Origin of the sequence: Streptomyces himalayensis subsp. himalayensis, assembly GCF_013778455.1 — a bacterium.
GTDB lineage: Bacteria > Actinomycetota > Actinomycetes > Streptomycetales > Streptomycetaceae > Streptomyces > Streptomyces himalayensis.
This window is the reverse complement of record NZ_JACEHE010000037.1, coordinates 1-12769: the sequence shown is the minus strand read 5'-3', so window position 1 is coordinate 12769 and position 12769 is coordinate 1. Positions and strand designations below refer to the sequence as shown.

Annotated in this window: 10 protein-coding genes; 7 read left to right on the top strand and 3 right to left on the bottom strand. The window is 70.7% G+C overall.

Going from position 1 to position 12769, the window contains the following annotated elements:
* Positions 1-8: 8 nt before the first annotated feature.
* Complete coding sequence (locus H1D24_RS35970) at positions 9-3248, bottom strand: ATP-dependent helicase C-terminal domain-containing protein (RefSeq protein ID WP_181661926.1); 3240 nt, start codon at positions 3246-3248, stop codon at positions 9-11.
* A 120-nt stretch (positions 3249-3368) separates the two neighbouring features.
* Complete coding sequence (locus H1D24_RS35965) at positions 3369-4187, bottom strand: class I SAM-dependent methyltransferase (protein WP_181661964.1); 819 nt, start codon at positions 4185-4187, stop codon at positions 3369-3371.
* A 443-nt stretch (positions 4188-4630) separates the two neighbouring features.
* Between H1D24_RS35965 and rpsA the strand changes: the two genes are divergently transcribed.
* The 5 genes from rpsA to H1D24_RS35940 all read left to right on the top strand — a co-directional run bounded on the left by rpsA (position 4631) and on the right by H1D24_RS35940 (position 10416).
* Positions 4631-6127, top strand: a complete 1497-nt coding sequence (rpsA, locus tag H1D24_RS35960) for a 30S ribosomal protein S1 (RefSeq protein WP_181661925.1) — start codon at positions 4631-4633, stop codon at positions 6125-6127.
* Positions 6128-6418: 291 nt separating this feature from the next.
* The gene (locus tag H1D24_RS35955; RefSeq protein WP_374064470.1) at positions 6419-7945 is read left to right on the top strand and encodes a flavin monoamine oxidase family protein; all 1527 of its coding nucleotides are present in this window, start codon (positions 6419-6421) and stop codon (positions 7943-7945) included.
* 207 nt (positions 7946-8152) lie between these two features.
* Positions 8153-9091, top strand: coding sequence for a PAC2 family protein (locus tag H1D24_RS35950; protein WP_181661923.1), 939 nt, complete (start codon positions 8153-8155; stop codon positions 9089-9091).
* 245 nt (positions 9092-9336) lie between these two features.
* Positions 9337-9948 carry a dephospho-CoA kinase gene (gene coaE / locus H1D24_RS35945; protein ID WP_181661922.1) on the top strand — a complete coding sequence of 204 codons (612 nt, stop codon included), beginning with the start codon at positions 9337-9339 and terminating at the stop codon, positions 9946-9948.
* A gap of 96 nt (positions 9949-10044) precedes the next feature.
* On the top strand, positions 10045-10416 hold the full coding sequence (locus tag H1D24_RS35940; protein WP_181661921.1) for a tetratricopeptide repeat protein: 372 nt from the start codon (positions 10045-10047) through the stop codon (positions 10414-10416).
* A gap of 39 nt (positions 10417-10455) precedes the next feature.
* Here H1D24_RS35940 and H1D24_RS35935 read toward each other — a convergent pair whose 3' ends face one another.
* On the bottom strand, positions 10456-10719 hold the full coding sequence (locus H1D24_RS35935) for a DUF6343 family protein (RefSeq protein ID WP_181661920.1): 264 nt from the start codon (positions 10717-10719) through the stop codon (positions 10456-10458).
* 238 nt (positions 10720-10957) lie between these two features.
* Here H1D24_RS35935 and H1D24_RS35930 point away from each other — a divergent pair, with 238 nt between their 5' ends.
* The gene (locus H1D24_RS35930) at positions 10958-11890 is read left to right on the top strand and encodes an acyltransferase domain-containing protein (protein ID WP_258564594.1); all 933 of its coding nucleotides are present in this window, start codon (positions 10958-10960) and stop codon (positions 11888-11890) included.
* Between the two features lie 202 nt (positions 11891-12092).
* The coding region (locus tag H1D24_RS35925) for a class I SAM-dependent methyltransferase (protein ID WP_181661963.1) at positions 12093-12769 on the top strand (677 nt) is incomplete at its 3' end.

The following is a 12769-nucleotide window of genomic DNA, read 5'->3' as shown; positions in this document are numbered from 1 at the left end:
CGGCAACGTCAGCGCCTGAGCCGCGCGTTCGTATGGCGGGTGGGCTCGGCGGTGGCAGGGTCCTCGGGCCACGGGTGCTTGGGGTACCGGCCACGCAGTTCTGCGCGTACGGACCGGTAGCCGTCGCGCCAGAAGGAGGCCAGGTCGGCGGTGACGGCGGCGGGGCGGCCGGCGGGCGAGAGCAGATGGACGAGCAGCGGCACTCCGGCCACGCGCGGCGTCTCGGCCAGGCCGAACATCTCCTGCAGCTTCACGGCGAGTACGGGCTGGTCGGGGTTGCCGTAGTCGATCCGGATTCTGGACCCGCTCGGCACCTCCACACGCTCAGGGGCCAGTTCGTCCAGCCGGGCCGCCTCACCGGATGCCCACGGCAGCAGCCGCGTGAGCGCCTGTCCGGCGCCGATGCGCCCCAGATCGGCTCGCCTGCGGGCGCGGCTCAGCTCCGGCTCCAACCACTCGCCCACGCGCGCGTGGAGCGCATCGTCCGAGACGTCGGGCCATGGGGCGCCGCTGTGCCGGTACAGGAAGGCCAGCCGCTGCCGCAGCGCTTCGGCGTCCCCCGTCCAGCGCAGCAGACCGAGCCCCTCGCGCCGCAGCCCCTCCAGCAGCGCCTCGCGTACGAGGCCGGGGTCGGCGTCCTTGAGCGGGCTCGCGGCCAGCTCCACGGCCCCCAGCCGCTCGACACGCCGGGCGACGACGTCGCCGTCCACCCAGCCGACCTCCTCCCCCTCGGCGTACAGGGAAGCGGCGGCCCGGCGCGCGGTCGCCTCGTCGATCACGGCGCCGAGCCGCACGCGCGCGTGCCCGGCGCCCACGGGCCGGTCGGCCACGGCCACCGCGATCCACGGCGCCCCGCGCAACGCGGAACCCTCACCGAGCTCGGCACCGGTCCCGGACACCATGCGATACGCCTCGTCGCCCCGCGCCCGCGCAACCCGCTCCGGAAACGCCAACGCGGCGACGAGCCCGGCTACGAGATCGTCGGTGTACCCGGCACGCGCCGTACCGCCGTACGAGGCCAGGGCGTGCGGGGTGGCACTGCTGTGCTCGTCCTTGCCGCCTGCGGCGCCGGCATGGGCGGCACGGCTGTGCTCGTCCTTGCCGCCTGCGGCGCCGGCATGGGCGGCACGGCTGTGCTCGTCCTTGCCGCCTGCGGCGCCGGCATGGGCGGCACTGCCGTGCCCGCCCCTGCCGCCCGCGGCGCCGGCACGCCCGGCACGAGCCGGTCCGGCACCGTCGTCCGTGTGCCCGCCGCCCGACGGCACGGCGTGTGCGGGTACGGCGTCCTTGGCGGCCGAGCCCAGCCCTGCGGCCTCGACGGCTTCGACGGACCGGGCGTCTGCCGCGCCCCGGCTGTCCGCGGCACTGACAGACGCGGGGCCGTCGTCCGCGCGGCCGCGATCCGTATGCCTGCCCTCGGCGAGCCCGCCGTCCGTGTGCCCGCCGCCCGACGGCACGGCGTCTGCGGGTACGGCGTCCTTGGCGGCCGAGCCCAGCCCGGCGGCTTCGACGGCTTCGACGGACCGGGCGTCTGCCGCGCCCCGGCTGTCCGCGGCACTGACAGACGCGGCGCCGTCGTCCGCGCGGCCGCGATCCGTATGTCCGCCCTCGGCGAGCCGGCCGTCCGCGGGCCCGGCGTGCACCGCGTCCTCGGGGGCCGAACCGGCCCCCGCGGGCCCGACGGCCTCGACGGACCCCGCGTCCGCCCTGCCCCCGCCACGAAGGGCGACCGCGGACGTGAGTCGCCGCGCCTCCGCACGCCAACGCGCGCCGTAGGCGTCACCCCCGCGGCGTGCGGAACGCCACGCCGCGGCGAGGTCGTCGCCGTACTCGCGCGGCGGCTCCTCGCTGAGGAGGGCGATCACCTCGGCCGCACGCCGCGCGCCTACCTCGGCGGCCCCGTCGAGCAGAGCCCTCGCCAGCCGCGGATGGAGCCCGAGCTGCGTCATACGGGTGCCCCGCTCGGTGGCGCGGCCGGCCGAGTCCACGGCCCCGATGGCGCGCAGGACCTCCCGCGCCGCGGCCATCGCCCCGCCCGGCGGCGGATCGAGCAGCGCGAGACCGGACGCGTCAGGGTCGCCCCAGCAGGCCGCCTGCAGGGCGAACGAGGCGAGGTCCGCCACCCTGATCTCGGGCGCCGGAAACCGCGGCAGCCGCCCGTCCTCCGCCTCCGACCAGCACCGGTACACGGCACCCGGCGCCTCACGCCCGGCCCGCCCCGTCCGCTGCCGGCCGGCCGCCTGTGAGGCCCGCACCGTGGTCAGCGCGCTGAGCCCGCGCGCGTGGTCCACCCGCGGCTCGCGCGCGAGCCCGGAGTCGACCACCACCCGCACCCCCGGCACGGTCAGACTCGACTCCGCGACCGACGTCGCCAGCACCAGCCTGCGCGCACCGTCCGCCGACCCCGCCAGCACCGCGTCCTGCACCGCCGCCGGTGCCCGGCCGTGCACCTGCAGCACCTCGACCCCGTCCAGATCCCCCAGCCGGCCGGCCACCCGGGCGATCTCCCCCACCCCCGGCAGAAAACACAGCACATCCCCGTCCCGCTCGCCCAGCGCCCGCCGCACCACCGACGCCACATGCGACAGCAGCGCCGGATCCACCCGCATCCCGTGCGGCGGCCGCACCGGCTGCACGGGTGGCGCCCACACCACCTCCACCGGATACGAGACACCCTCGGCCTCGATCACCGGCGCCGCGCCCAGCAGCCGCGCCCATCCCTTCGCATCGGTCGTCGCCGACGCCGCCAGCAACCGCAGCTCTGGCCGCAGCGCGGCCCGTACGTCCAGGAGGAACGCAGCGACCGTGTCCGCGTCCAGATGCCGCTCATGACACTCGTCGATGACCACCGCGTCGACGCCCGCCAGCTCCGGATCCCGCTGCAGCCGCTGCAGCAGGACACCGGTGGTGACGACCTCCACGCGCGTGTGCCGCCCCACCACGCGCTCACCGCGCACGGTGTAACCCACCCGCTGCCCGGTCTGTTCGCCCAGCAGCCACGCCATCCGCCGGGCGGCGGCCCGAGCGGCGATACGCCTCGGCTCGGCGACGACGACACGCCGTACCGCACCCTCCGCATCCGCCGGAGCGTCGCCCAGCAGACCGGCCAGCGCGAGCGGCACGAGCGTCGTCTTGCCCGTCCCGGGCGGCGCGCACAGCACCGCGGTGCCATGCGCGTCCAGTGCGCCACGCAGGGCGGGCACGGCGGTACGGACGGGCAGCTGTTCCAGGGCGTCGGTACGGATCACGCCCCCAGTCTCGTACGCCCGTCCAAAACGGCCGACACGCCCGCCAAAACGGGCGGCAGCGCGAAGCGGCCGGAACGCGTGCGTGCGTACGCAGACCAGCAGATCACCCGTACCGGCAGATCACTCGTCCCGTACGCAGACGAAGATCGCCGTCCCGGGGATCAGATTCCCGCGCAGCGGGGACCAGCCGCCCCACTCCTGGCTGTTCCAGGCCGGCCACTCCGGCTCGACGAGATCGACGAGCCGGAAACCCGCCGCGGCCACGTCCCGCACCCGGTCGCCGATCGTCCTGTGGTGCTCGACATACACGGCACGCCCCTGCTCGTCCTGCTCCACGTACGGCGTACGGTCGAAGTACGAGGCGGCCACCGACAGGCCCTCCGGGCCCGGCTCGTCCGGGAACGCCCACCGGATGGGATGCGTGACCGAGAAGACGAACCTCCCCCCGGGACGCAGCACTCGCCGCACCTCCCGCAGCACCTGCACCGGGTCGGCGACGAACGGCAGCGCCCCGTACGCCGAGCAAGCCAGGTCGAAGGAGGCGTCCGCGAACGGCAGTGCCTCCGCATCGGCCTGGACAAGGCCGAGCCCCTCGGCGCCGATCCGCAGGGCGTGCTGCAGCTGCCGGTGCGAGAGGTCCAGGGCGACGGGCCGGGCGCCCTGCGCGGCCAGCCAGCGCGAGCACTGCGCCGCGCCCGCACCGATCTCCAGGACGTCCTTGCCCTTCAGCTCGGCCGCAGGGCCGAGCAGCGCCGCATGCGCCTCGTCGAGCCCCTCCGGGCCCCAGACGAAACGGTCGTCGCCGAGAAAGGCGCCGTGATCGCGCTGGTACTCGTCCGCGTTCCGGTCCCACCAGCCGCGGCTCGCGCGACTGCTCTCCGTGACATTCGTGTCACGTCGAGTGGCTTCCGGTTCGGGCAGCTCGGACTCTTGGATGATCGGCTCCCTCGTCGTACTCTTCCGTCACCTGCCGCTGATCTGTCGTGACGGGTCTCGACGGCGGCGCGGCGCGGCGGCGTGCTGTCACGTCAGCCGTGACGCTGTGTGCGTGTCGCGACCGAGCGTTCTGCGGCCCCTGTGGCCTCAGACAACAGGTCTTGTGCCGGGAATGCGGCGATCCGCCCCGGGTGTGCGCGTTCGCGCATTGACCCTGCCCGGCTGCCCCCGTATGCTACAAGTTGCGCTGCGGGCCTGCGCTCCTCAGACATAGCAGGCTGCGCTCGCATCTGTTGTATGTCCCCTCGGTTGTCGAGGCGCTTTCCGTTTTCACATGGAAATCCGGAGAGCACGCCTCCTAAGCTGTCCGGCTTCTGCAGAGCGAAACGGGCTCCCGGCGTAAGCAGTACCTACGACTCAATGTCCGTACCGGAGCCCTTTCCCACATGACGAGCAGCACCGAGACCACCGCCACCACCCCGCAGGTTGCGGTCAACGACATCGGTAACGAGGAAGCCTTCCTCGCCGCGATCGACGAGACGATCAAGTACTTCAACGACGGCGACATCGTCGACGGCGTCATCGTGAAGGTCGACCGGGACGAGGTCCTGCTCGACATCGGTTACAAGACCGAAGGTGTCATCCCGAGCCGAGAGCTCTCGATCAAGCACGATGTCGACCCGAACGAGGTCGTCGCCGTGGGCGACGAGATCGAGGCCCTGGTCCTCCAGAAGGAGGACAAGGAAGGCCGCCTGATCCTCTCGAAGAAGCGCGCCCAGTACGAGCGTGCCTGGGGCACCATCGAGAAGATCAAGGAAGAGGACGGCATCGTCACCGGTACCGTCATCGAGGTCGTCAAGGGTGGTCTCATCCTCGACATCGGCCTCCGCGGCTTCCTCCCGGCCTCTCTCGTCGAGATGCGCCGCGTCCGCGACCTCCAGCCGTACGTCGGCAAGGAGCTCGAGGCGAAGATCATCGAGCTGGACAAGAACCGCAACAACGTGGTCCTGTCCCGCCGTGCCTGGCTGGAGCAGACCCAGTCCGAGGTTCGCCAGACCTTCCTCACCACCCTCCAGAAGGGTCAGGTGCGGTCCGGTGTGGTCTCCTCGATCGTCAACTTCGGTGCCTTCGTGGACCTGGGTGGCGTCGACGGTCTGGTCCACGTCTCCGAGCTGTCCTGGAAGCACATCGACCACCCGTCCGAGGTCGTCGAGGTCGGCCAGGAGGTCACCGTCGAGGTCCTCGACGTCGACATGGACCGCGAGCGCGTCTCCCTGTCGCTGAAGGCGACCCAGGAAGACCCGTGGCAGCAGTTCGCCCGGACCCACCAGATCGGTCAGGTCGTCCCGGGTAAGGTCACGAAGCTCGTGCCGTTCGGTGCGTTCGTCCGCGTCGACGAGGGCATCGAGGGCCTGGTCCACATCTCCGAGCTGGCCGAGCGCCACGTGGAGATCCCGGAGCAGGTCGTCCAGGTCAACGACGAGATCTTCGTCAAGGTCATCGACATCGACCTCGAGCGTCGCCGGATCTCGCTGTCGCTGAAGCAGGCCAACGAGGCCTTCGGTGCCGACCCGGCCTCGGTCGAGTTCGACCCGACGCTGTACGGCATGGCCGCGTCGTACGACGACCAGGGCAACTACATCTACCCCGAGGGCTTCGACCCCGAGACCAACGACTGGCTCGAGGGCTACGAGACCCAGCGCGAGGCGTGGGAGCACCAGTACGCCGAGGCGCAGGCTCGCTTCGAGCAGCACCAGGCGCAGGTCATCAAGTCCCGCGAGGCGGACGCCCAGGCCGCTGCCGAGGGTGGCGAGGCTGCGGGTGCGGCTCCGGCCGCGGCCGGTGGGTCGTACTCCTCGGAGTCCGCGGACAACTCCGGGGCGCTTGCCTCGGACGAGGCGCTGGCTGCGCTTCGCGAGAAGCTCGCGGGTGGCCAGAGCTGAATTCCCGCAACCTTCGGCCGGGGGGACCCCCCAGCCGCTAGGGCTTAGCCGGTAACGCTGGGGCCCGCACCCTTCGGGGTGCGGGCCCCAGTGCGTTTCCCGCAGCGGCATCCGAGAAATGTGGTCGATACACGAATCCCGTTGGCCTGTAACAGGTTCTTGTCAGGATCCCCTGGTCAGATCATGATCGATTAGGGGAGCCGAAGACACATGGCACAGCCTCAGGCCGGTTCGGGCACCAGCCGACGCGCGTTTCTCCGCAATGTGGGTCTCACGGGTGGTGCGGGCACGATGTTCGCCACCATGGGCGCCCTGGGCCTCGCACCCACCGCGCAGGCCGCGCAGCGTGAGCAGCCCTTCCGTGCCCCGCAGTACGGGGACTTCACGCTCAGCGGCCGCGGCGCGGCCAAGGTGGTCATCGTGGGAGGCGGCATCGCCGGGCTCGCATCCGCGTACGAACTCGGCAAGGCCGGCTACGACTGTACGGTCCTCGAAGCCAGAGACCGTACCGGTGGCCGCAACTTCACGGTGCGCGGTGGCGATTCCACCACCGACCTCAACGGCACCAAGCAGACGGCCCGGTTCAGCGACGGGCAGTACATGAACGCGGGCCCGGCCCGTCTCCCGCAGTGGATGGTCACCCTCGACTACTGCCGTGAACTCGGCGTGCCCGTCGAGGTGTTCACGAACACGAACGCCGACGCCTACATCTTCAACGAGTCCGCCGGCATGACCAAGCCGATGCGCTACCGCACAGCCAAGGCCGATGTGTACGGCTACGTCTCCGAGTTCCTGGCCAAGGCGACCGACAAGGGCGCTCTGGACCAGCAGTTGACCACCGCCGACCAGGAGCGGCTGATCGAGTTCCTGAAGGACTTCGGCGAGCTCGGCGACAAGCTCGGCTACGAGGGCGGTTCGCGCCGGGGGTACACCACCGTTCCGGCCGCAGCGGGGACCCCCGGTGTGCTCCTCGGCGACATCCCGTCCGCCTCCGACGTCTTCGCGACCGGCGTCGGGCGCTACTTCTCCTTCGAATTCGAATTCGACCAGGCGATGCTCATGTTCCAGCCGGTCGGCGGCATGGACGAGATACCCAAGGCGCTGACCGAGGCGATCGGTGCGCACCGGGTCCGTACAGGCGCCGCCGTCACGAAGATCACCGACAGGGGCGACGGCGTCACCGTCACCTACACACAGGGCGGCCGCACCCACATCGTCGAGGCCGACTTCTGCATCGCGGCGACGCCGCCCAACATCCTCGCCAAGGTCCCGCACAACCTCGGATCCGGAGTGCAGTCGGCCCTGGAGGCCATCACGCCGCAGTCCGCGGCCAAGATCGGCCTCGAGTACAAGTCCCGCTGGTGGGAGCTCGATCACAAGATCTACGGCGGCATCACCGAGACCGACCTCGACGTCAGCCACATCTGGCACCCCTCGTACGGCTACAACGGCGAGCGCGGCCTGATGATCGGTTACTACAACTACGACGAGGACGCGGACTCGTACGGCGCGCTCACTCCGAAGGAGCGCGAGAAGCGTGCCGTTGCCGCCGGAGTGAAGATCTACGGCGAGAAGTACCGCACCGAGCTCGCCTCCTCCTTCTCGCATCACTGGCGGCAGACCCCGTATCTCGAGGCGGCCTGGCACGACACTCCCGACGGTCCCGACCACCCGCGGTACAAGCCGCTGAACGAGCCCACTGGGCGTGTCTACTTCGCCGGCGACTGGCTGAGCTACACCGACGCGTGGCAGCACGGTGCTTTCGCCTCGGCGCGCAAGGCTGTTACCGCGCTTCACGCGCGCGTACTGGCGTTGTGAAGCACGCGCGCGTGTCGGTGTGAGGAGGCACGCGCGTGTCCGTCTGGTGAGGTGTGCGCATAACCGCCGTCCCCGTGTCCGGGTGCCCGGATACTGGGACGGCACGTAAGACGCACAGCCACGAGCCGGGTGTGCAGGGGCGCGGGACGGGAATGCCCGCGCTCTGTCGCGCGTTCTGCTGTACGAACACGAGGAGGAGCGGTCACAGTGCTTGATCCGCAGGGTTTGTACGCATGGGAGCCCAAGGGGCTCACCGCCGTCGACATGGCGCTCGCACAGGAGTCGGCGGGACTGGTGATGCTCTACCACTTCGAGGGTTACATCGACGCGGGCGACACCGGCGATCAGATCGTCGACCGTCTCCTCGACTCATTGCCGAACCAGGTTGTGGCGCGCTTCGACCACGACCGCCTCATCGACTACCGCGCCCGGCGCCCGCTGTTGACGTTCAAGCGCGACAGCTGGACGGACTACGAGGTTCCCACGCTGGACGTGCGGCTCGTACAGGACGCCACGGGGGCGCCCTTCCTGCTGCTTTCAGGCCCCGAACCCGATGTCGAGTGGGAGCGTTTCGCGGCCGCCGTCCAGCAGGTCGTCGAGCGGCTCGGCGTGCGGCTGTCGGTGAACTTCCACGGCATTCCCATGGGTGTCCCGCACACCCGTCCCGTGGGGCTCACCCCGCACGGCAACCGCACCGATCTCGTCCCCGGTCACCGCAGCCCCTTCGAAGAGGCACAGGTGCCAGGAAGTGCCGAGTCGCTGCTCGAGTACCGACTCGCGGAGGCCGGACACGACGTGCTCGGCGTCGCCGCACACGTTCCGCACTACATTGCTCGCTCCCCGTATCCCGACGCCGCACTGACCGTCCTGGAGGCGATCACGGCCGCGACCGGACTGGTACTTCCGGGCATCGCGCACTCCCTGCGCACCGACGCGCACCGTACGCAGACCGAGATCGACCGGCAGATCCGGGAGGGCGACGAGGAACTCGTCGCGCTGGTCCAGGGCCTTGAGCACCAGTACGACGCCGCGGCGGGCGCCGAGACCCGCGGCAACATGCTCGCGGAACCGGCCGACATCCCGTCCGCCGACGAGCTCGGCCGGCAGTTCGAACGGTTCCTGGCGGAGCGGGAGGGCGACGCCTAGCGGTATGCGGCACCGGGAAACTCTCAGCGCGGCCGCGGAACTGGGGCGGAAGACCGGATCGCTCACCCGGGCCGAGCGGAGCGCTGCATGAGGCGAGGGCCTAAGACCGACCGGCAAATGGGGGGCGGCGTCGCGGGGCTGGGCACGCACCGCGTTGCCTCCCTCCTCCTCGTTGCAGCTGCACGCACCCAGCCCCGCTCCTTCTCCCACCCCCCGCATTTGCCTGTCGGTCTAAGCTTCCGGACATGCTGAGAGTGGGCCTGACCGGAGGCATCGGTGCCGGCAAGAGCGAGGTGTCGCGGCTGCTCGTCGAGTGCGGCGCGGTTCTGATCGACTCGGACAAGATCGCACGAGAGGTGGTCGAGCCCGGAACTCCGGGGCTCGCCGCGATCGTTGAGGCCTTCGGCGAGGAGGTCCTGCGCGCGGACGGTTCGCTGGACCGCCCGAAGCTGGGCTCGATCGTGTTCGCCGACGCCGGCCGGCTGGCCGTGCTGAACTCGATCGTGCACCCGCTGGTGCGGGATCGCTCCGCGGAACTGGAGGCCGCCGCCCCGGACGACGCCGTCGTCATCCACGATGTGCCGCTGCTCGCCGAGAACAGCCTGGGCCCCCTCTACGACGCGGTGGTCGTCGTCGACGCGAGCCCGGCGACCCAGCTTGACCGGCTCGTGCGCCTGCGCGGCATGACCGAGGAGGACGCGCGGGCGCGGATGGCAGCGCAGGCGACCAGAGAAAAGCGGCTGGAGATCGCGGACATCGTGATCGACAACGATGTGCCGCTCGCTGAGCTGCGGCAACGGGTCCAGACGGTGTGGCGGGAGCTGGCGGAGAGGGCGTCCGGAGCGGCCCAGCACTGAAGTGGCCGGTTCCGGCACGGTGCGTCGTCGGCCTTCCGTGGAATAGCAAGGCCTGTGGCGGGCGTTGAACACGTGCAGTCAGGGAAGGACTCAGCCGTGCCCGAACATGTCGAACGTACGCCGGAAACCGATGTCATCGACTTCCGTGCGGCCGAGCAGTTGCTCGCCGCCCGTGATCCGCGTGGTGCGGTGAAGTTGCTGGACCGGGTCATCGCCGTGCACCCGGAGAACACCGCGGCACGGCTGCTACGCGCGCGTGCGTTCTTCGCCGCGGCGCAACTGCGGCCTGCCGAGCTCGAGTTCACGATCGTCCTGGAACGCGAGCCCGACAACGCGTTCGCCCACTTCGCACTCGCCCGTACCTATGAGCGCGCGGGCAAGCCCGAGCAGGCCCTGCGGCATTTCCGGCTCGCCGCGGCGCTCGACCCGCAACCGCAGTACGTCAAGGCAGCGCGGTTCGATTCCTGACGCAGCCGGACACACCGATCCGACGAGGAGCCGGCGCCGTCACCAGCGGTCGTCGGGCGGCTGGTACGGCGGAACGTCGCGGCCTGGCTGGTAGCGCGGACCCTCGCGGATGTGCCGGAGGATCAGCGCCATGTCGATGACCGTGATCAGCCACAGGGCGGCGCACGCGGCCGCCCATCCCGGACGTCCCGCCAGGGCGAACGCCACCGTGCCCGCGACCGTGATGATCAGGCCCCAGACGCTGAGCCAGAAGCGCATCCGCAGGGGACTGCGGGCAGTCACCGGTTCACTACCTGTACGCATCGCCATCACTACTCCCTCCGCGCGGGAGTACCCCTCCAGGGATGGGGCGAACGCGGGGGTCCGGGTGAGCGTGGTTTCACCCGTATGAGGTAGTCGCCGGCGGCACTCGCCGGGGATCGTGCACGTTGGTCCTGGCAGTGAGCGCGGAGGGAACTGGGGGGACGACACCATGCCGGGCACATCGGATGTTCTGGACGTACTCAGGGGCGATGAGGGTACCGCCGACTGGCTGAGGGAAATGGAGAGCGCGGGCGAGCCCGGGGTGGAAGCCGTGATTCCGTCCGCGGAGGATCTGCCGGACATCCTGCTGGACCTCGCCGTGCCGCACGAGGACATCAACGAGCTGGTCGGGCTGCGGGAGCGGGTGGCAGGCGACCCGGCGGTGCGATGGCTCCTGAAGCGGTGCGTGAGCGGTCTCGTGCGCGACATGGGGGAGATCGGCCGTGGGGCCGGTCTGCGTTCCCTTCCCGAGCAGCTTGGGCTCCTCGGGCGGTGCTTCGCGGTGTACGTGTTCGTGGCGGCGCTTCCGTCTGTGCGCGCCTACCACCGTGCGCGCGGCATTCCGGACGACGTCTCGCGCCGCACACTCGCCGACCTCGGCCGTCATATGGCGGTGCACCGCAGGCGTCGTGGCACGAGCGGGCTGCTTGCGCCGGGCTGGCTTGCGCTGCACTTCCACGGAGAGCTGTACCAGCTGGGCCGGCTGCAGTTCGAGCGCACGAGGCTGGGGCAGCGGACGGGGCAGGCGATTGCCGCAGCCGGTGCTGGTCCCGGCGCGGGAGGGCTCTGCCTCAACCTCCATATATCCGACTTCCGAGGACCGCTCTCACCGGCCGCCTGCGACCAGTCCCTGGCACTGGCCAGGGAGTTCTTCCCGCGCCACTTTCCGGAGGAGCGGTACGAGGCCGCCGTCTGCCACTCCTGGCTGCTCGACCCTCAGCTCAAGCGGCTTCTGCCGGAGGAGTCCAACATCGTCCGCTTCCAGAAGCGGTTCCGGGTTGCCTATGAGGAGACGGAGCCGGCCGACAGCGATCCGGTCGCCTTCGTGTTCGGCGATCCGGATCTGCCGGTGGCGGAGCTTCCGCGGCGCAGCAGCGTGGAGCGGGCGATCGGTGACCATCTCCGCGCGGGCGGGCACTGGTACGGGGGGCACGGCTGGTTTCCGCTGTAGCGGCGGGTAGAGGGAACGGCCAGGGAGGGGGCGTGGCAGGCCATGAGCGACGAGACGCGCAAGGGAGTCGGCGAGACGCGCAAGGGAGTCGGCGAGACGCGCAAGGAATGCGGTGAGATGCGCGAGGCAAGCGGTGAGACGCGCAAGGAAAGGCGGTGAGATGCGCGAGGCAAGCAGTGAGACGCGCAAGGAAAGCGGTGAGATGCGCGAGGGATACGAGGGGACGGGGCCCGGCGCGATCACGCCGGACGGCTGCGCGGTCGAGTTGTATGCGCGGCTGCCCGTGGGTGACGAGCCGGACATCATCGCCGGGGCGGTGCCGGCGGGGGCGCACATCCTGGAGCTCGGCAGCGGGGTGGGGCGGGTGACGCATCCGCTGCTGGAGCGCGGCTTCACGGTCACGGCTGTGGACGAGTCCGCCGAGATGCTGGAGCGGGTCCGCGGAGCGCTCACGATATGCACGCCCATCGAGAGGCTGGACCTCGGTGAGAAGTTCGACGTGGTGATGCTCGCCTCCTTCCTGGTGCACGCAGGAGACGTGGAGGTGCGGCGCAGCCTGCTGAACACCTGTCGGCGTCATGTCGCCGACGACGGCTGCGTGTTGATCCAGCGGGAAGGGGAGGACTACCACACGAATCTGCCGAGGGAGCGGGTCGACCCTAGTGGTTTCACCGTACGGATGGTCTCCGCGAAGCCGGTCGGGGACGGCGTGAACTCGGTGCGCGCGGAGTATGTCTTCCCGGACGTGGCATGGACTCAGACGTTCCTGTCCCGACCGCTCACAAGAGAGGCCTTCGAGGGGGCACTTGCGGAAGCCGGTCTGACGGTCGACCGGTATCTGACGGACGACGGGACGTGGGTGCGGGCGCTGCCGGTGCC

Excerpts from the sequence above, each read along its gene's own strand:
- rpsA (WP_181661925.1), top strand. The coding sequence starts at position 4,631 with ATGACGAGCAGCACCGAGACCACCGCCACCACCCCGCAGGTTGCGGTC.
- H1D24_RS35930 (WP_258564594.1), top strand. The coding sequence starts at position 10,958 with ATGGAGAGCGCGGGCGAGCCCGGGGTGGAAGCCGTGATTCCGTCCGCG.
- coaE (WP_181661922.1), top strand. The coding sequence starts at position 9,337 with ATGCTGAGAGTGGGCCTGACCGGAGGCATCGGTGCCGGCAAGAGCGAG.
- H1D24_RS35955 (WP_374064470.1), top strand. The coding sequence starts at position 6,419 with ATGTTCGCCACCATGGGCGCCCTGGGCCTCGCACCCACCGCGCAGGCC.
- H1D24_RS35935 (WP_181661920.1), bottom strand. The coding sequence starts at position 10,719 with ATGCGTACAGGTAGTGAACCGGTGACTGCCCGCAGTCCCCTGCGGATG.